Raw genomic sequence first — 19,177 nt, forward strand, 5'->3', positions numbered from 1 at the left:
TAGGTTTTCCTGACCACACATAACCTTGTGGGAGCGAGCCTGCTCGCGATCGCGGTATATCAGCCAGCACCGACATTGACTGGTCTGACGCCATCGCGAGCAAGCTCGCTCCCACAGAAACCGCCCATGAAGTTGCGTTAAACACCAAGCACAAAAAAACCGGCCGAAGCCGGTTTTTTTAATGCCCGATGAATCAGAACGAAACGTTCTGCAGGCCGTCCAGGTAACGTTCGGTGTCCAGAGCCGCCATGCAACCAGCGCCAGCCGAGGTGATGGCCTGGCGGTAGACGTGGTCGGCCACGTCGCCGGCGGCGAAGATACCTTCGACGCTGGTGGCGGTAGCGTTGCCGTCGCGGCCACCCTTGACGACCAGGTAGCCGTCCTTGAGCTCCAGCTGGCCTTCGAACAACGAAGTATTCGGCGTGTGGCCGATGGCGATGAATACGCCGTCAACCTTGATTTCTTCGAAGCTGCCATCGTTGTTCTTCAAGCGCGCGCCGGTCACGCCCATGTTGTCACCCAACACTTCGTCCAGGGTCGCGTTGAGCTTGAGGATGATCTTGCCTTCGGCGACGCGGGCGTTGAGCTTGTCGATCAAAATCTTCTCGGCGCGGAAGGTTTCGCGACGGTGAACCAGGGTGACCGTGCTGGCGATGTTGGCCAGGTACAGCGCTTCCTCGACCGCGGTGTTGCCGCCGCCGACCACCGCCACGGGTTTGTTGCGGTAGAAGAAACCGTCGCAGGTAGCGCAGGCCGAAACGCCTTTGCCCATGAACGTTTCTTCCGACGGCAGGCCCAGGTAACGAGCGCTGGCGCCGGTGGCGATGATCAGGGCATCGCAAGTGTAGGTCGCGCTGTCGCCGGTCAAGGTGTATGGCTTGGCGGCGAAATCCACGGCATTGATGTGGTCGAAGACGATCTCGGTCTCGAAGCGCTCGGCGTGTTCTTTCATGCGCTCCATCAAGGCCGGGCCGGTCAGGCCGTGGACGTCGCCTGGCCAGTTGTCGACTTCGGTGGTGGTGGTCAATTGACCGCCGGCTTGCATGCCGGTGATCAGCAACGGCTTGAGGTTGGCACGTGCCGCATAAACCGCGGCGCTGTAACCGGCAGGGCCGGAACCGAGAATAATCACACGCGAATGACGGACTTCAGACATGACCTGCTCCTGTTGACCGGACCCTGCGGCCCGGAACGCCGGCTGAGCGGCGCGAATAAAAAAAGACTGTTGATGCACTTGGGGAAGGCTTGGGTTCGACAGTCCTGTAAAAAGAATGGGTGCAGCGTATCGAGGGACCGAAGATTAAGGAAATACGGTTTAACAATCCAGCTCATAGGTGAGCTCTATCCGCCGCGACGCCGCCGATAGCGACAAACCTGCGCTAAACCTTTGTTACACGCCGTGTCGCGACTTTCCCGCACAAGGCAAAGTCGGTAAGGTCGGGCGCGTCCACTACCCTTGGAGCCACCTATGCCCGCCCCCGTCCTGTCCGGCCCGCAATATTTGCGCGAAGGGCTCAAATTGGTCCTGAGCCCCAGCCTGCGCCTTTTTGTTCTGCTGCCGCTGGCTGTCAACCTGGTGCTGTTCGTCGGGCTGATCTACCTCGCCGGCCACCAGTTCAGCCTGTGGGTCGACACGCTGATGCCGTCGCTGCCGGATTGGCTGAGTTTCCTGAGCTATGTCCTGTGGCCTCTGTTCGTCGTCCTTGTGGTGCTGATGGTATTTTTCACTTTCACCATGCTTGCCAACATCATCGCGGCGCCTTTCAACGGTTTTCTCGCCGAGAAGGTCGAAGTGGTAGTGCGCGGCACGGATGATTTCCCAGCGTTCAGTTGGGGCGAGTTGGTCGCCATGGTCCCGCGCACCCTGGCTCGAGAGGCGCGCAAGCTCGGTTATTTTCTGCCCCGGGCCCTGGGGCTGTTCATGCTGTCGTTCATCCCGGTGGTCAATCTGGTGGCCGCGCCACTGTGGTTGCTGTTCGGGATCTGGATGATGGCCATCCAGTACATCGACTACCCGGCGGACAACCATAAGCTGGGCTGGAACGAAATGCTCGCCTGGCTGCGGGAAAAGCGCTGGCAGAGCCTGGGTTTTGGCGGCAGCGTGTACCTGGTGCTGCTGATTCCCTTCGTGAACATTCTGATGATGCCGGCGGCGGTGGCCGGGGCGACGTTGTTCTGGGTGCGGGAGCAAGGCGCCGAGACGGCGCTGGCGCGTCAGGGCTGACCCGGTCACGAATCCGTCATCCTGACGTCACACTGGCGAAACGGCCCCGGTCGACACTGGGGCCATGACCACACTCCTGCACGTTACGCTCGTCACCGAAACCTTTGCGCCGGAAATCAATGGCGTAGCCAATACCCTGGGTCGTCTTCATGACGGTTTGCGCGCCCGCGGGCATCGGGTAGAACTGATTCGCCCTCGCCAGGCGGGAGACCTGGGTCTGACCAGTGATGACCAATTGCTGCTGTGCCGGGGCTGGCCATTGCCGGGGTATCCGGGTTTGCAGTGGGGACAGGCTTCGATGCACAAGCTGTTGCGGCGCTGGAAGCGTCATCGCCCGGACGTGTTGTATATCGCCACCGAAGGGCCGCTGGGCTTGTCTGCGTTGCGTGCCGCGCGGCGCCTGGGTATTTCGGTGGTCAGTGGCTTCCATACCAACTTCCAGCAATACACCCAGCAATACGGCCTCGGCCTGCTGAGCCGTGGGCTCACGCATTACTTGCGCTGGTTCCATAACCGCTCAAGCCTGACGCTGGTGCCCAGCGTCAGCCAGCGCCTGGAACTGGAACGCCGGCATTTCGAACGCGTGGCATTGTTGTCCCGTGGCGTGGATAGCCATTTGTTTCATCCGGCCAAACGCTCAGCCGCCTTGCGCAAGAGCTGGGGCCTGGATGATGACGCTATCGCGGTGCTTCATGTGGGACGCCTGGCGCCGGAGAAAAACCTGGCGCTGCTCAAACGCAGTTTCGACACCCTGCGCAGTGCTTTTGCGACACGGCAAATCAAACTGGTGATCGTTGGAGACGGCCCACAGCGGCTCGCTCTCGAGCAACAACTGCCCGAGGCGATATTCTGCGGGGCGCAACGTGGCGAAGCGCTGGCCGCCCATTACGCGTCCGGGGATGTGTTTGTCTTTCCGAGCCTGACCGAAACCTTCGGCAACGTTGTGCTGGAAGCACTGGCATCCGGGCTGGGCGTGGTGGCCTACGACCAGGCCGCGGCGGCGCAGCACATCCGTCATGGCTATAACGGCGTATTGGCGATGCCTGGGGATGAAGAGGCATTTTGCGACGCGGCCCGTTGGCTGCTGGAAGAGCCAGAGGCCTTGCGTTGCGTGAGGCTCAACGCGCGCCAGCATGCCAGCCGCCAGGGCTGGGGGGCGGTGATCGAGCAGTTCGAGGCGTTATTGCGAAGCGCTTGTGTCGGCGAGCAGGTGCTGCCTGCTGCGCCGACTGTGCGTTGATTATCCGATGATGCCGAGGCAGCCATCGCGAGCCTGCTCGCGAAGGCAGACGCCGCTTACACCAAGGTCATCAACGCCTCGCGACTGAACGGCAGGATGTCCTGCTCACGCCCGTCACGCACTTTCTGCGCCCAGTCGGGATCCACCAGCAGAGCACGGCCCACCGCCACCAGGTCGAACTCTTCCTTGTTCAGGCGCTCCAGCAGGTTTTCCAGGCTGGCCGGTTGGGCAACCTTGTCGGTATTGACCATGAACTGCAGGAACTCGCCGTCCAGGCCGACGCTGCCGACGGTAATCGTTGGCTTGCCGGTGAGCTTGCGGGTCCAGCCGGCCAGGTTCAGGTCCGAACCGTCGAACTCAGGCTCCCAGAACCGACGCGTGGAGCAATGGAAAATATCCACGCCGGCATCGGCCAACGGCTTGAGGAACGCTTCCAGCGCCTCAGGCGTCTGCACCAGGCGCGCAATGTAGTCCTGCTGCTTCCATTGAGAAAATCGGAAAATGATCGGAAAATCTTCGCCCACCGCAGCGCGCACGGCGCGGATCAGCTCGATGGCGAAGCGCGAACGGTTGGCCAGGTCGCCGCCGTAACCGTCCGTGCGCTGGTTGCTGCCTTCCCAGAAAAACTGATCCACCAGATAGCCGTGGGCGCCGTGGATCTCGACGCCGTCCATGCCGATACCCTTGGCATCTTTTGCCGCTTGGGCGAAGGCGGCGATGACTTCGTCGATGTCTGCCTGGCTCATGCCGTGAACCACGACCTGGCCATCCTTGAGCTTTTCAGTCGGGCCATAGCCTGGTACGGCGCCGTCCGGCTCGGTACCGAGGCGTCGGACATTGCCTACGTGCCACAGTTGCGGAACGATCTTGCCGCCTTCGGCGTGCACCGCATCGACTACTTTCTTCCAACCCGCCAGCGCGGCGTCACCGTAGAAATGCGGTACGTTCGGGTAGCCATTGGACGCCTTGTGACCGACCGTCGTGCCCTCGGTGATGATCAGGCCAACCCCGGCCGCCGCGCGACGACGGTAGTACTCGATCACCTTGCTGTTCGGTACGCCGCCCGGCGAAAAGGAACGGGTCATCGGCGCCATCACGACCCGGGTCGGCAGCTGGAACGTGCCGAGCTGAAAGGGTTTGAACAGGGCTTGTACAGGCATGGGGCACTCCACGGGATCGGTCACGGTTCATATATGACGACGATAATATGGAGCCGAAGCAGTGATGGGTAGCACTATTGATTGGAGTGATTAAGGATCAGAAGGGAGCCGAGAGAACGCTTTTGTTTTGAGGTCCGCAATACGTGGCGAGGGGATGTATCCTCTCGCCACAAAGGTTCGCCTGACGGTTTAGCTCAGGGCTTTTTCGATCGCCTGGATCACCGCAGGATCATCGGGCGGCGTGCGCGGCGAGAAACGCGCCAGCACCCGGCCGTCCTTGCCGAGCAGGAATTTTTCGAAGTTCCAGGTGATGTCTCCTGGGAACTCGGCGCCCTCGCCCGCCAGCAGACGATAGAGCTGATGACGTTCGTGACCGTTCACTTCCAGCTTGCTGGACAGCGGGAACGTCACGCCATAGTTGAGGCTGCAGAATTCCTGGATTTGCTGCTCGGTTCCAGGCTCTTGTCCGGCGAACTGGTTGCAGGGCAGGCCCAGCACACTGAAGCCCTTGTCCTTGTACCGCTGGTAGAGATTTTCCAGCGCCGCGTATTGAGGCGTCAGGCCACATTTGGAGGCAACGTTGACCACCAGCACGACTTGCCCTTTGAACGGTGCCAGAGGAAGCTCCTGACCATCCAGGGTTGTCAGTTTAAGGTCGTGGAAAGCACTCATGACGAAACTCCAGGTTTGCAGATCTTTTCGATACAGCCATGGGTGATGCTAACAGCAAGCGACTAAAAAGGCGCCGTATGGCGCCTTTCCAGTTCACTGGTTCCTTGAACGTACGCAGGAATCAGTGGTGATGGCCGCCTTCGCCATGGACGTGGCCATGGGCAACTTCTTCCTGGCTGGCGTCACGGATATCGACGATCTTGACTTGGAAGTTCAAGCGCTGGCCGGCCAACGGGTGGTTGCCGTCAACGGTGACGTCATCGCCGTCCAGGTCGCGAATGGTGACGATCTGCATCTGGCCATCCGGCGCCGAAGCGTGGAACTGCATGCCGACTTCCAGCTCATCCACACCTTCGAACATGCTGCGGCTCAGGGTGCTGACCAGTTCGGCGGAGTACTCGCCGTAGGCGTCTTCCGGCTCGACGGTCACGTTCAGCTCGTCGCCGGTGGTTTTGCCTTCGAGGGCTTTTTCCAGGCCCTGGATGATGTTGCCTGCACCATGCAGGTAGACCAGCGGAGCGCCGCCGGCAGAGCTGTCGATGACCTCACCAGCGTCGTTGGTCAGGGTATAGTCGATGGAGACAGCCTTATTGGCGGCGATCAGCATGGGGCGAGACCTTTTGCATAAGAATGAAGAACGGACAAGTCTAAACAAGGATTTGCCCGAAAGCGAACGGAACCCGGACAAACGGGCTAGCTCGAACAGACCAACGGTCACGGGTTTCCGCCAGGATGAGGACGGACACTGGGTCGTCGAGCTGTCTTGCGGCCACACCCAGCACCTGCGCCACCAGCCACCGTGGCAATCCCGGGCCTGGGTACTGGACCCGGCGCAACGTATTGAAAAAATCGGCCAGCCCTTTGCTTGCGGCTGGTGCGCTCAAGGCCCGGTTAGCGATAACCTTGGCGACTGAATTGTGGGTAGATGACCAGTCATAGGTCGCGCCCTGGTGCCCTGTTTCGCAAATACAGGGCACTGGCCATGCACCCTTAGAGAATCCGCATGCAAACTTTTTTTATCGCACCCACCGATTTTGGCGTGGGCCTGACCTCCATCAGCCTCGGGCTGGTGCGTACCCTGGAACGGGCCGGGCTCAAAGTCGGCTTTTTCAAACCCATTGCCCAGCCTCATCCTGGCGATACCGGCCCGGAACGCTCCACCGAACTGGTGGCCCGCACCCACGGCCTCAAACCGCCGCAACCGCTGGGCCTGGCTCATGTGGAGCGCATGCTCGGCGATGGCCAGCTCGATGAGCTGCTGGAAGAAATCATCACCCTCTATCAGCAGGCCGCCGTCGGCAAGGACGTACTGGTCGTCGAGGGCATGGTCCCGACCCGCAGCGCGAGCTACGCCGCCCGGGTCAACCTGCACCTGGCCAAGAGCCTGGACGCCGAAGTGATCCTGGTGTCGGCGCCGGAAAACGAAGTGCTGACGGAGCTTTCCGGTCGCGTCGAGTTGCAGGCACAACTGTTTGGCGGCCCCAAGGACCCGAAAGTCCTCGGCGTGATCTTGAACAAGGTTCGCACCGACGAAAGCATGGAGGCGTTCACCGCGCGCCTGAAGGAACATTCGCCGTTGCTGCGCAGCGGCGACTTCCGCCTGCTCGGCTGCATCCCGTTTCGCCCCGAGCTCAACGCCCCGCGTACCCGCGACGTGGCCGACCTGATGGGCGCGCAGGTGCTCAATGCCGGCGACTACGAAACGCGGCGCATGAGCAACATCATCATTTGCGCCCGCACCATGCGCAACACCGTGGAACTGCTCAAGCCCGGCGTACTGGTGGTGACCCCTGGCGATCGCGACGACATCATCCTCGCCGTGAGCCTGGCGGCGATCAACGGCGTACCGCTGGCCGGCCTGCTGCTGACCAGCGACACCCTGCCCGATCCACGCATCATGGACCTTTGCCGCGGTGCGTTGCAGGCCGGGTTGCCAGTGCTGTCGGTGAGCACCGGCTCGTACGACACCGCCAATCTGCTCAACGGCTTGAACAAGGAAATCCCCATCGATGACCGCGAACGCGCGGAAATAATCACCGATTTTGTCGCCAGCCACCTGGACGCCCGATGGCTGCACCAGCGCTGCGGCACGCCACGGGAGATGCGCCTGTCACCGGCGGTGTTCCGCTATCAACTGATCCAGCGCGCCCAGGCTGCCAACAAACGCATCGTATTGCCGGAAGGCAGCGAACCGCTGACAGTGCAAGCCGCCGCCATTTGCCAGGCGCGGGGCATCGCCCGCTGCGTGTTGCTGGCAAAACCGGCCGACGTCGAGGCCGTGGCCCGCGCCCAGGGTATCGAACTGCCGCCGGGGCTGGAGATTCTCGACCCGGATGTGATTCGCGAGCGTTACGTCGAGCCCATGGTGCGGCTGCGCAAGAGCAAAAGCCTGAACGCTCCCATGGCCGAGCAGCAACTGGAAGACACCGTGGTGATCGGCACCATGATGCTGGCGCTGGATGAAGTGGACGGGCTCGTCTCCGGCGTCATCCACTCCACCGCCAACACCATCCGCCCGGCGTTGCAATTGATCAAGACCGCGCCGGGCTGTTCGCTCGTGTCGTCGGTATTCTTCATGCTGTTTCCCGAGGAAGTGCTGGTGTATGGCGATTGCGTGATGAACCCGCACCCAAGCGCTGCGGAACTGGCCGAGATCGCCTTGCAAAGCGCCGACTCCGCCGCGGCGTTCGGCATCACGCCACGGGTCGCGATGCTCAGCTATTCCAGCGGTGAGTCGGCCAGCGGCGAAGAAGTGGAAAAGGTCCGCGAAGCAACGCTGCTGGCCCATGAGGCGCAACAGGGGCTGTTGATCGACGGCCCGCTGCAATACGATGCCGCCGCCAACGAAGCCGTGGCACGGCAACTGGCGCCCAACAGCCAGGTCGCAGGTCGGGCCACCGTGTTCATTTTCCCGGACCTCAATACCGGCAATACCACCCACAAGGCCGTGCAGCGCAGCGCCGATTGCGTCAGCCTCGGGCCAATGCTGCAAGGTCTGCGCAAGCCCGTGAATGACTTGCCGCGTGGTGCCCAGGTCGATGACATCGTCTACACCATCGCCTTGACCGCGATTCAAGCCGCCAACCGACCTCTGGATATTTAAATGCTGGATTTCCTGCCTCCCCCTGTACGGGGCGTGATCGCCTCGCTGCTGTTGGCGTTGAACACCATCGCCTGCTGCACGCCGCTGTTCATCGTGGCGATCTTCAAACTGTTGCTGCCCTTCCCCGCTGTCCAGCGTTTTACCGACTGGCTGATGAGCCATATCCACGAAGCCTGGATCAGCAACAACAAGGCCTGGATGAACCTGTTGCGCCGTACCCGCTGGCATATCAGCGGGCTGGAAGGCCTGGACTACCAACACTCATATCTGGTCACCAGCAATCATCAAAGCTGGGTCGACATCATGGTGTTGCAGTACGTGCTGAACCGACGCATCCGACCGTTGAAGTTTTTCCTCAAGCAAGAGCTGATCTGGGTGCCGGTGATTGGCCTGGCCTGGTGGGCACTGGGCTTCCCGTTCATGAAGCGTTACTCCAAGGCTTACCTGGAAAAACATCCGGAAAAGAAAGGCAAGGACCTGGAAACCACCCGCAGCACCTGTGCGAAATTCCGCAACAACCCGGTGGGTATTTTCAATTTCGTTGAGGGCACGCGCTTCACCGAAAGCAAGCATGCCCAGCAGCAATCACCGTTTCGCTACCTACTCAAGCCCAAGGCCGGCGGCATCGCGTTTGTGCTCGATGCGATGGGCGAACAATTGGAGTCGATCATCAACGTGACGATTCATTATCCGGGCGGCCGCCCGGGGTATTGGGATTTGCTCTGCGGCAACGTTGGCGAGGTGGTGGTGCACTTCCAGGAGCTGAAGATACCGCCGCAGTTCATTGGCAAAAGCTACGACCAGGACGGGGAGTATCGCCTGGAGTTCCAGGGTTGGATCAACCAGCTGTGGCAGGACAAGGATGCGCTGCTTGAGCAGATGCATCGGGAATATCCCAACAAGTCTTGAGGTGGCTGCACCGGCCTCATCGCGAGCAAGCTCGCTCCCACAATGGTCACTGCTGAGGCAAATACCTGTGGGAGCGAGCTTGCTCGCGATGGCGTCCCTCCAGACAACAAAAAAGCCCGCCGATGATCACTCATCGGCGGGCTTTTACTTGCCGCTTGCAGCTGTTTCCCTTAGATCGCGCCACGCTTGCGCAGCAGATCCAGCACTTGCTTGACGCTTTCTTCCAACGTCAGCGACTGGGTGTCGATCACCAGGTCGGCATCCAGCGGCACGTCGTATGGGAACGACTCGCCCGGAATGTTATCGCCGGCAGCCGCGTACAGCCCTTGTGGATCACGCTGGGCACATACCGTTGGCGAGGCCTGGACGTAGACGGTCACCAGGCGCTCGCGGCCGATCAAGTCCTTGGCCTGTTCACGGCCTTCGGCACTCGGCGCGACGAACGCAGCCAGGGTCAGCAGGCCGGCTTCGTTGAACTGACGGGCGACGTGAGCCGCGCGACGCCAGTTCTCGGTACGTCCGGCACGGTCTTGCGGCAGCCCCTTGTTCAGGTCGTGGCGCAGGTTCTGGCCATCGAGTACAAACACCGCACGGCCCATGTCGAACAGCTTGCGCTCCACCGCATAGGCCAACGTGCTCTTGCCCGCGCCCGACAGGCCGCTGAACAGCACCGTGGCCGGCTGCTGGCCGAAGCGCTGGGTACGTTCTTCCACCGACACATGGGCCAGTTTGCCGTGGTGCGTGCTGCTGCCGTGGGCCAGCGGCTGGGCCACGATCATGCCCGCGCCCACGGTGCCGTTGGTCAGACGGTCGATGACGATGAACGCGCCAGTGGTGCGGTTGCTCTCGTAACCGTCCAAGGCGATCGGCGCATCCAGGGCGATCTTCACCTTGCCGATTTCGTTGAGTTGCAACGCGCTGGCCGGACCTTCCTCGAGGGTGTTCACATCGACTTTGTTGACGATGCTGGCAATCGAACCGGGCACGTAGCTCGTGGCGCGCTTGATGTCATATTTCTTGCCCGGGAGCATCGGCTCCTCGGCCATCCACACCAGCATCGCTTCGAAGCTGTCGGTGACCGGCGGGACATTGTCGGCATGCACCAGCAGGTCGCCACGGGAGATATCAATCTCGTCTTCCATGGTCAGCGTGACAGCCTGACCCGGGCCGGCGTGCTCCAGCTCGCCTTCGAAGGTGACGATGGATTTCACGCGGCTGCTCTTGCCGGAAGGCAGCACCACCACTTCGTCGCCCTTGTGCACGATGCCGCTGGCGAGGGTGCCGGCGAAACCGCGGAAGTTCAGGTTCGGACGGTTGACGTACTGCACCGGGAAACGCAGGTCGGTGAAGTTGCGATCGCCCGCCACTTCCACGGTCTCGAGGATTTCCATCAGCGACTGGCCGGTGTACCACGGCGAGCGCTCGGACTTGTTCACCACGTTGTCGCCCTTGAGGGCCGACATCGGCACGAAGTGCATGCTGGTGGGCTTCATCTTCAAGCCTTCGGCGAACTTGAGGTAGTCGGCCTTGATCGACTCGAACACGCCCTGGTCGAAGTCCTTGAGGTCCATCTTGTTGATGGCCACGACGATGTGCTTGATGCCTAGCAACGAGGCGATGAAGCTGTGGCGACGGGTCTGGGTCTGCACGCCGTAGCGGGCATCTACCAGGATGATCGCCAGGTCACAGGTGGAAGCACCGGTGGCCATGTTGCGGGTGTACTGCTCATGGCCGGGGGTGTCGGCGATGATGAATTTGCGCTTGGCGGTGGAGAAATAGCGGTAGGCGACATCAATGGTGATGCCTTGCTCGCGCTCGGCCTGCAGACCATCGACCAGCAACGCCAGGTCGATATCGTCACCGGTGGTGCCGACTTTCTTCGAATCACGGGTAATGGCTTCCAGGTGATCTTCATAGATCATCTTGGAGTCGTGCAGCAGGCGCCCGATCAGGGTGCTCTTGCCGTCATCGACGTTACCGCAGGTCAAAAAGCGCAGCAGCTCTTTACGCTCGTGCTGGCCCAGGTAGGCGAGGATGTCCTCGCTGATCAAATCAGATGCGTGCGACATGACAACCCCTTAGAAATAACCCTGACGTTTTTTATCTTCCATCGAGCCTGCGCCATCGTGGTCGATGACCCGGCCCTGGCGCTCGGAAGTTCGCGTCAGGAGCATTTCCTGGATGATGTCCGTCAGGCTCTCGGCCTCGGACTCCACCGCGCCCGTCAACGGGTAGCAGCCAAGGGTACGGAAACGTACTTTCTTCTTGACGATTCGGGCTTTGTCTTCGTCGGACAGGTGCTCGAGGATGCGCTCGTCATCGATCATGATCAGCGTGCCGTTCTTCTCGATCACTTCACGCTCGGCGGCGAAGTACAGCGGCACGATCGGGATGCCTTCGAGGTAGATGTACTGCCAGATGTCCAGCTCGGTCCAGTTCGACAATGGGAAGACGCGGATCGACTCGCCTTTGTTGACCTTGCCGTTGTAGACGTTCCACAGCTCCGGGCGCTGGTTCTTCGGGTCCCAGCGGTGCTTGCTGTCGCGGAACGAGTAGACGCGCTCCTTGGCGCGGGACTTCTCTTCATCACGACGGGCGCCACCGAAGGCTGCGTCGAAACCATGCTTGTCGAGCGCCTGTTTCAGGCCCTCGGTCTTCATGATGTCGGTGTGCTTGGCGCTGCCGTGGGTAAACGGGTTGATGTTCTGCGCCACGCCGTCCGGGTTGATATGGGTGATCAGGTCCAAGCCGAGTTCTTCGACCATGCGGTCGCGGAACTTGTACATTTCCTGGAATTTCCACCGGGTGTCGACGTGCATCACCGGAAACGGCAGCTTGCCGGGGAAGAACGCCTTGCGTGCCAGGTGCAGCATCACGGCGGAGTCTTTACCGATGGAGTACAGCATCACCGGGTTATCGAACTCGGCGGCCACCTCGCGGATGATGTGGATGCTTTCCGCCTCCAGCTGTTTCAGATGCGTCAGTTTGTCGACCATGGCTACTCACGAAAGCTTTCTTATGAACGGCCAGCGGGCCGTGTTCGAGCGGGGAATCCTAGCACAGCGACCTCTTCTAATCAGGGCGCCAACTAGATCGAAACAGCATATGGATATGCCCGGTGGTTCGGGCCTCGCATTTGCTTTTCTGTAGGGGCGAGCAAGCTCGCTCCCACAGGGATAAGCGCCCACAGCGTTTATAGGCAGTCAGATCGGATTCGGGCAGTCGATGAAGATGTGTTCCAGCGCAAAACGCCGCGCCAGGTAGTCGCCCAGCGCCTGGACGCCGTAGCGCTCGGTCGCATGATGCCCGGCGGCGATGAAGCTGATGCCGTTTTCCCGCGCGCTGTGGAAGGTCTGCTCGGACGCCTCGCCACTGAGGTACAGATCGACGCCGGCCAGTACCGCCTGGTCGATGTATCCCTGGCCGCCACCGGTACACCAGCCGACTCGGCGGATCATCTGTTCCCCTTCTATCAGCAACGGCTCGCGGCCCATGACTTCCTGGACCTTGCGGGCGAAATCCCGAGGCGTCATCGGTTCGGACAGAGAACCCACGAGGCCGACGATCTTTGGATTATCCGGATCCAGCGGCCCTTCGACGGTGATGTCCAGTTGTCGGGCAAGTTGTACGTTGTTGCCGACTTCGGCATGCAAGTCCAGGGGCAAGTGATAGGCCAGCAGGCTGATATCGTGCTTGAGCAAGGTTCTCAGGCGCCGCTGCTTCATCCCGGTGATGCAGGGATTCTCGCCCTTCCAGAAATAGCCGTGATGCACCAGGACCAGGTCGGCCTCGGCCTCCACGGCAGCATCGAGCAACGCCTGGCTGGCCGTCACGCCGCTGACGATACGCATCACCTGCGGGGCGCCTTCGACCTGCAAGCCGTTGGGGCAATAATCGGCGATCCGGCTGCTTGCCAGGTAACGGTCCGCTTCTTCTACCAGGGTGTTCAGGGCGACGGCCATGAAAAGACTCCTAAATATCCCGTCCAGAGGCGCGCGCGGCCTCGTATAATGCGCGACATTATGGGCGGTCCCATCCCGCCTGCAACCTTTGTAGGACGTGCTTAATGTTCAAGGCGCTGCGTTTTTCCGGCTGGCCGCTGTTGGCCGGCGTGCTTGTCGCTTTATTGATTATCCAGCGCTACCCGGAATGGGTCGGGCTGCCAAGCCTCGACGTCAACCTGCAACAAGCGCCCCAAGCCAAGGCGCCGCAGCAGGGGCCGGTGTCCTATGCCGACGCGGTCACCCTGGCGGCGCCGGCGGTGGTGAACCTGTACACCACCAAAGTCATCAACAAGCCCAACCACCCGCTGTTTGAAGACCCGCAATTCCGGCGTTTTTTCGGCGACAACTCGCCCAAGCAGAAGCGCATGGAGTCGAGCCTGGGCTCGGGTGTGATCATGAGCCCGGAAGGTTATATCCTGACCAACAACCACGTCACCAGCGGTGCCGACCAGATCGTGGTAGCACTCAAGGACGGCCGTGAAACCCTGGCCCGGGTGATCGGCAGCGATCCGGAAACCGACCTCGCGGTACTGAAGATCGATCTGAAGAACCTCCCCGCGATCACCATCGGCCGTTCCGACAGCATCCGCATCGGCGACGTGACCCTGGCAATCGGCAACCCGTTCGGCGTTGGCCAGACCGTGACCATGGGCATCATCAGCGCCACCGGCCGAAACCAACTGGGCCTGAACAACTACGAAGACTTCATTCAGACAGACGCTGCCATCAACCCTGGCAACTCCGGTGGCGCCCTGGTGGATGCCAACGGCAATCTCACCGGGATCAACACGGCGATCTTTTCCAAATCCGGTGGCAGCCAGGGCATCGGTTTTGCCATTCCGGTGAAGCTGGCCATGGAGGTAATGAAGTCCATCATCGAACACGGCCAGGTGATTCGTGGCTGGCTGGGCATCGAGGTCCAACCGCTGACCCAGGAACTGGCGGAGTCGTTCGGCTTGTCCGGGCGACCCGGCATCGTGGTGGCGGGCATCTTCCGCGACGGTCCGGCGCAGAAGGCAGGCCTGCAATTGGGTGATGTCATCCTGAGCATCGACGGCGAACCGGCCGGCGATGGCCGGCGCTCGATGAACCAGGTGGCGCGGATCAAACCCACCGACAAGGTCACGATTCAGGTCATGCGCAACGGCAAGGAACTCAAGCTCACGGCTGAGATTGGCCTGCGCCCGCCACCCGCGCCGGTGGTGCTTAAAGAAGAACAGTAAGCACGCCACTTTGGCGAGATTACTTGGCGAGGGGATTTATCCCCTCGCCACATCTTCTCGATATCCAGCGACCACAACCACACCTGAAATTACAGATAGCATAAATTCTCATTAGTAGTGTTATATTGTTTCAATGCTAAAAATTGGAACAACATAACATGTCATCTCTGAAACGGATTTCCGTTGCCAGCCTCACCCTGGGGTTGCTCGGCGATCCGGCTTTTGCCAAAGAAATCCAGCCCCTGGAACTGGACGCCATGCACCTGGCCAGCCATTACAAGCAGGGTGAACTCTGGGGATTCGCTTCCGAAGCGCGCCCGTTGAATGCCGACGGCCACACGGTGAACCGTCGTTACCGCGAGCGAGACAACAATTGGCACGACAGCATTACTCAACTTGAAGGACGGGGGATGTTCGACCTCGGGGCCTGAACCTGAACAACATTTTCGACGAAAAATACTACGAACGCTCCTACAGCAATTACTGGGTCACGCCCGGTGATCCACGCAACTTCACTGTCAGCCTCACCCTCGATCTATAAGGAAGTCAGCATGAAATACCCCAAGACCTTCACCCTGCTCGGCCTGCTCCTGGCCACCCAGGCTTCGGCCCATGGCCTGTGGACAGAACAGCGACGCGGCAACATCGAAGTGATCTACGGTCACGGCGCCGAGGACAACGCCTTCAAGGCGAAGAAAATCAGTGGCGCCTGGGCCTACGACCTGGGCGGCAACATGATCCCCGTCACCGTGGAGCGCCTGCCGGACCACGCTCGCCTGCAACCCCTCAAGCCGCCGGCCGTGCTGGCCGTCGCCCTGGACAACGGCATGTGGTCACAGACCGCCGACAAGAAGTGGATCAACGAAGGCCGCAGCAAGGTCCCCGGGGCGATCGAATCGACCCAGACCTTCAAGTACAGCCTGGCGATCTATGAGCCGGGAGCGAAGCTGCCGAAACTGGATCAGATCAAGTTCGTCATCGTACCGGAAGTCGACCCACTGACCGTCGGCCCCGGCCAGCCTTTGCCGGTGCGAGTGCTGATCGATGGCAAACCTGCCGCTGGCGTGAAACTGGTAGGCGACTATCGCAGCGCGCCAGGTACTATCACCACGCAAACCGACGCCGAGGGACGGGCCAAGGTACCGGTACGTAATGAAGGGTTGAATGTCATTGCCGCGCAGATGGAAATCCCACTCAAGGACAATAAGGATGTCGCGACGCGCGGCGTGTTTACGTCGCTGACGTTCCTTGGCGAGCCGCATCACGAGTAAGCGCTGAAATTGTGGGAGCTGATCTGGCCACTATCGCGAGCAAGCTCGCTCCCACAAAGGATTTCAGTGTCGCTGATCGTTAGGACGCCCTGAAATCAATGTGGGAGCGAGCTTGCTCGCGATGGCGTTGGGTCAGTCATCCAGGCGTTAACTGACACACAGCCTTCGCGAGCAAGCCCGCTCCCACAGGATCCATGCAGGGCTTTAGAGCTCGCCTAGGCCGTCGATCAGCGCCTGGTTCTGCTCCGGCGTACCGATGCTGATCCGCAGGAACTGCGCGATGCGCTCCTGCTTGAAGTGCCGCACGATCACGCCCTGCTCACGCAGTTTCGCCGCCAACCCCGCTGCGTCGTACCGGGGGTGACGAGCGAAAATGAAATTGGCCGCCGATGGCAGCACTTCAAAGCCCCTGGCCTCCAGTTTGGCCACCACCCACTCGCGGTGCTCGAGCACCAACCGGCAGGTTCGGTCGAAATACTCGCGATCGTCGAACGCCGCCGCGCCACCGACATTTGCCAGACGATCCAACGGATAGGAGTTGAAGCTGTTCTTGATCCGCTCCAACGCTTCGATCAGATCCGGATGCCCCACCGCCAGGCCCACTCGCAATCCCGCCAACGAGCGAGACTTGGACAGCGTCTGCGTGACCAGCAGGTTCGGATACCGATCCACCAGGCTGATGGCCGTTTCGCCACCAAAGTCGATGTAAGCCTCGTCGACGACCACCACCGAATCCGGGCTGCCCTTGAGGATCTGCTCGACCGCGTCAAGCGCCAGCAGGCAGCCGGTCGGCGCGTTCGGGTTGGGGAAGATGATCCCGCCGTTCGGCTTGGCGTAATCCGTCGGGTCGATCCGGAACTGTTCATCCAGCGGCACCGCGTCGAACTCGATGCCGTACAGCCCGCAATAGACCGGGTAGAAGCTGTAGCTGATGTCCGGGAACAACACCGGTTGGTTGTGCTGAAGCAGACCGTGGAAGATGTGCGCCAGCACCTCGTCCGAACCGTTACCCAGGAACACTTGGTTGGTTTGCACACCGTAATACCGGGCGACGGCGCTTTTCAGCAAATCGCTATTGGGGTCCGGATACAGGCGCAGGTTGTCATTGAGTTCGGTCTGCATCGCCGCGAGGGCCTTGGGCGATGGGCCATAGGGATTCTCGTTGGTGTTGAGCTTGACCAGGCGGGTCAGCTTCGGCTGTTCGCCTGGCACATACGGCACCAGGTCCTTGACGAACGGGCTCCAGAATCTACTCATTTCAGTTCCCCTTCTGTTCGTCTTTGATGCGGTATTCGGCGCTGCGGGCGTGAGCGCTCAGCGATTCGCCACGGGCCAGCACCGACGCGGTCTTGCCCAGTTCGGACGCGCCCTGCTCCGAGCAGAAAATGATCGAGGAGCGTTTCTGGAAGTCATAAACCCCCAGCGGCGACGAGAAGCGCGCGGTGCCGGAGGTCGGCAGTACATGGTTCGGTCCGGCGCAATAGTCGCCCAGCGCCTCGGAGGTGTGACGGCCCATGAAGATCGCGCCGGCATGGCGGATCTTCGGCAGCCAAGCCTGGGGATCGGCAACCGACAGTTCCAAGTGCTCCGGCGCGATGCGGTTGGCGACTTCGATGGCCTGTTCCATGTCATCGACCTTGATCAGGGCACCACGGCCATTGATGGAGGTGTTGATGATCTCGGCGCGGTCCATGGTCGGCAGCAACTTGTCGATGCTGGCGGCCACTTTGTCGAGAAATTCGGTGTCCGGGCTGACAAGGATGGCCTGGGCATCTTCGTCATGCTCGGCCTGGGAAAACAGGTCCATGGCGATCCAGTCCGGATCGGTCTGACCGTCGCACACCACGAGGATTTCCGAAGGGCCAGCAATCATGTCGATGCCGACCTGACCAAACACGTGGCGCTTGGCAGTGGCGACATAGATGTTGCCCGGACCGACCACCTTGTCGACCCGCGGCACGCTTTGCGTGCCATAGGCCAACGCGGCCACGGCCTGGGCACCGCCGATGGTGAACACCCGGTCCACGCCGGCAATGCAGGCGGCAGCCAGCACCAGTTCGTTGATTTCGCCGCGCGGGGTCGGGACAACCATGACCACTTCAGTCACGCCGGCGACCTTGGCCGGGATCGCGTTCATCAGCACTGAGGACGGATAGGACGCTTTGCCACCCGGCACGTACAAGCCGGCGCGGTCCAGCGGCGTGACCTTCTGGCCCAGCACCGTGCCGTCGGCCTCGGTGTAACTCCACGAATCCTGTTTCTGCCGCTCGTGATAACTGCGTACCCGGGACGCGGCTTTTTCCAAGGCTTCGCGCTGGGCCACGGTGATTCGGGTCAAAGCCAGTTCCAGACGCTCGCGCGGCAGGATCAGGTCGGCCATCGACGCCACTTGCAGGCCGTCGAACTTCTGTGTGAATTCCACCAAGGCATCGTCGCCACGCTCGCGCACGGCCTTGATGATGCCCAGCACCCGCTGGTTGACCGAGTCGTCGGACACACTCTCCCAGCTCAGCAGATGATCCAGATGATGTGCGAAATCCGGGTCGGCAGCGTTGAGTCGGCGAATCGAGGTGGGAGCGGTCATAGCGAGGGCCTCATTAATGGCAAATGCTCAGGCGCCCTAAGCTACCAGTCCATTCGCGGGGGCACCTGAGAAAATTGGCTATGACGCGGATAGACGGGCGCGACTCAAGGTCGCGCAGGTGAATCAGCCGCGGTGTCGCGATTCCACTGCCTTGCGCAGGGTATCGATCAAAGCCTGGATACGGGCGTGCTGCATTTTCATCGAAGCCTTGTTGACGATCAGCCGGGAGGTGATGTCGGCGATGAAATCCTGGGGTTCCAGGCCGTTGGCGCGCAGGGTGTTGCCCGTGTCGACCACGTCGATGATCTTGTCCGCCAGGCCGATCAACGGCGCCAGCTCCATCGAGCCGTAGAGTTTGATGATGTCGACCTGGCGGCCTTGTTCGGCGTAGTAGCGCTTGGCAACGTTGACGAACTTGGTCGCGACCCGCAGGCGCCCTTTGGGCTCGGGCGCGCCGACCTTGCCAGCGGTCATCAGCTTGCAGCGAGCGATGCGCAGGTCCAGCGGCTCGTACAAACCCTGGCCGCCGTATTCCATCAGTACGTCCTTGCCGGCAACGCCCAGGTCGGCGGCGCCATGCTCCACGTACGTCGGCACATCGGTGGCGCGCACGATCAACAAGCGCACGTCGGCCTGGGTCGTGGGGATGATCAGCTTGCGGCTCTTGTCCGGATTCTCGGTCGGCACAATGCCCGCTTCAGCCAGAAGCGGCAGGGTGTCGTCAAGGATGCGGCCCTTGGACAGTGCGATGGTCAACATGGGAAACGTCAGTCCTAATCAAGGTACT

At 61.0% G+C, this 19,177-nt stretch carries 18 protein-coding genes; 8 read left to right on the forward strand and 10 right to left on the reverse strand.

Features of this window, described 5'->3' with window-relative positions; genetic code table 11:
* Positions 1–193: 193 nt before the first annotated feature.
* Positions 194–1,156, reverse strand: a complete 963-nt coding sequence (gene trxB, locus J3P81_RS20605; RefSeq protein ID WP_420765497.1) for a thioredoxin-disulfide reductase — start codon at positions 1,154–1,156, stop codon at positions 194–196.
* 312 nt (positions 1,157–1,468) lie between these two features.
* Here trxB and cysZ point away from each other — a divergent pair, with 312 nt between their 5' ends.
* Positions 1,469–2,224 carry a sulfate transporter CysZ gene (gene cysZ / locus J3P81_RS20610; protein WP_434560611.1) on the forward strand — a complete coding sequence of 252 codons (756 nt, stop codon included), beginning with the start codon at positions 1,469–1,471 and terminating at the stop codon, positions 2,222–2,224.
* Positions 2,225–2,288: 64 nt separating this feature from the next.
* Positions 2,289–3,464 carry a glycosyltransferase family 4 protein gene (locus J3P81_RS20615; RefSeq protein ID WP_434560613.1) on the forward strand — a complete coding sequence of 392 codons (1,176 nt, stop codon included), beginning with the start codon at positions 2,289–2,291 and terminating at the stop codon, positions 3,462–3,464.
* A gap of 56 nt (positions 3,465–3,520) precedes the next feature.
* On the opposite strand, the gene J3P81_RS20620 is transcribed toward J3P81_RS20615, so the two are convergent.
* The 3 genes from J3P81_RS20620 to J3P81_RS20630 all read right to left on the reverse strand — a co-directional run bounded on the left by J3P81_RS20620 (position 3,521) and on the right by J3P81_RS20630 (position 5,903).
* Complete coding sequence (locus tag J3P81_RS20620; protein ID WP_434560615.1) at positions 3,521–4,624, reverse strand: NADH:flavin oxidoreductase; 1,104 nt, start codon at positions 4,622–4,624, stop codon at positions 3,521–3,523.
* Between the two features lie 189 nt (positions 4,625–4,813).
* Positions 4,814–5,296, reverse strand: coding sequence for a glutathione peroxidase (locus J3P81_RS20625; RefSeq protein ID WP_434560617.1), 483 nt, complete (start codon positions 5,294–5,296; stop codon positions 4,814–4,816).
* Between the two features lie 121 nt (positions 5,297–5,417).
* A complete protein-coding gene (locus J3P81_RS20630) occupies positions 5,418–5,903 on the reverse strand; it encodes an FKBP-type peptidyl-prolyl cis-trans isomerase (protein WP_265066092.1) in 486 nt (161 codons plus the stop codon).
* Here J3P81_RS20630 and J3P81_RS20635 point away from each other — a divergent pair.
* From J3P81_RS20635 to J3P81_RS20645, 3 genes are all read left to right on the forward strand, one after another.
* Positions 5,872–6,210, forward strand: a complete 339-nt coding sequence (locus J3P81_RS20635; protein WP_420765502.1) for a DUF3565 domain-containing protein — start codon at positions 5,872–5,874, stop codon at positions 6,208–6,210. The two genes, J3P81_RS20630 and J3P81_RS20635, sit on opposite strands and share 32 nt — an antisense overlap.
* 89 nt (positions 6,211–6,299) lie before the next feature.
* Entirely contained in the window at positions 6,300–8,399 is a 2,100-nt protein-coding gene (pta, locus tag J3P81_RS20640; RefSeq protein WP_420765503.1) for a phosphate acetyltransferase, read from the forward strand.
* Positions 8,400–9,308: an acyltransferase gene (locus tag J3P81_RS20645; protein WP_434560619.1), complete on the forward strand. Its 909-nt coding sequence runs from the start codon at positions 8,400–8,402 to the stop codon at positions 9,306–9,308.
* A gap of 170 nt (positions 9,309–9,478) precedes the next feature.
* On the opposite strand, the gene cysN is transcribed toward J3P81_RS20645, so the two are convergent.
* The 3 genes from cysN to J3P81_RS20660 all read right to left on the reverse strand — a co-directional run bounded on the left by cysN (position 9,479) and on the right by J3P81_RS20660 (position 13,270).
* Positions 9,479–11,377: a sulfate adenylyltransferase subunit CysN gene (gene cysN, locus J3P81_RS20650; protein ID WP_420765505.1), complete on the reverse strand. Its 1,899-nt coding sequence runs from the start codon at positions 11,375–11,377 to the stop codon at positions 9,479–9,481.
* A 9-nt stretch (positions 11,378–11,386) separates the two neighbouring features.
* The gene (gene cysD, locus J3P81_RS20655) at positions 11,387–12,304 is read right to left on the reverse strand and encodes a sulfate adenylyltransferase subunit CysD (protein ID WP_030139871.1); all 918 of its coding nucleotides are present in this window, start codon (positions 12,302–12,304) and stop codon (positions 11,387–11,389) included.
* A gap of 207 nt (positions 12,305–12,511) precedes the next feature.
* Positions 12,512–13,270, reverse strand: coding sequence for a Nif3-like dinuclear metal center hexameric protein (locus J3P81_RS20660; RefSeq protein WP_434560621.1), 759 nt, complete (start codon positions 13,268–13,270; stop codon positions 12,512–12,514).
* A 104-nt stretch (positions 13,271–13,374) separates the two neighbouring features.
* Between J3P81_RS20660 and algW the strand changes: the two genes are divergently transcribed.
* The 3 genes from algW to J3P81_RS20675 all read left to right on the forward strand — a co-directional run bounded on the left by algW (position 13,375) and on the right by J3P81_RS20675 (position 15,806).
* Entirely contained in the window at positions 13,375–14,535 is a 1,161-nt protein-coding gene (algW, locus tag J3P81_RS20665; protein ID WP_420765507.1) for a Do family serine endopeptidase AlgW, read from the forward strand.
* Between the two features lie 158 nt (positions 14,536–14,693).
* Positions 14,694–14,966, forward strand: a complete 273-nt coding sequence (locus J3P81_RS20670) for a hypothetical protein (RefSeq protein WP_434564176.1) — start codon at positions 14,694–14,696, stop codon at positions 14,964–14,966.
* Positions 14,967–15,086: 120 nt separating this feature from the next.
* The gene (locus tag J3P81_RS20675) at positions 15,087–15,806 is read left to right on the forward strand and encodes a DUF4198 domain-containing protein (RefSeq protein ID WP_434560623.1); all 720 of its coding nucleotides are present in this window, start codon (positions 15,087–15,089) and stop codon (positions 15,804–15,806) included.
* Between the two features lie 204 nt (positions 15,807–16,010).
* Here J3P81_RS20675 and hisC read toward each other — a convergent pair whose 3' ends face one another.
* The 3 genes from hisC to hisG all read right to left on the reverse strand — a co-directional run bounded on the left by hisC (position 16,011) and on the right by hisG (position 19,149).
* Positions 16,011–17,063, reverse strand: a complete 1,053-nt coding sequence (gene hisC, locus J3P81_RS20680; RefSeq protein WP_434560625.1) for a histidinol-phosphate transaminase — start codon at positions 17,061–17,063, stop codon at positions 16,011–16,013.
* 1 nt (position 17,064) lies between these two features.
* The gene (gene hisD / locus J3P81_RS20685; protein WP_434560627.1) at positions 17,065–18,390 is read right to left on the reverse strand and encodes a histidinol dehydrogenase; all 1,326 of its coding nucleotides are present in this window, start codon (positions 18,388–18,390) and stop codon (positions 17,065–17,067) included.
* Between the two features lie 123 nt (positions 18,391–18,513).
* Complete coding sequence (gene hisG / locus J3P81_RS20690) at positions 18,514–19,149, reverse strand: ATP phosphoribosyltransferase (RefSeq protein WP_047699553.1); 636 nt, start codon at positions 19,147–19,149, stop codon at positions 18,514–18,516.
* Positions 19,150–19,177 lie beyond the last annotated feature (28 nt).

Origin of the sequence: Pseudomonas sp. R1-6 (genome assembly GCF_051132115.1) — a bacterium.
Classification (GTDB): Bacteria; Pseudomonadota; Gammaproteobacteria; order Pseudomonadales; family Pseudomonadaceae; genus Aquipseudomonas.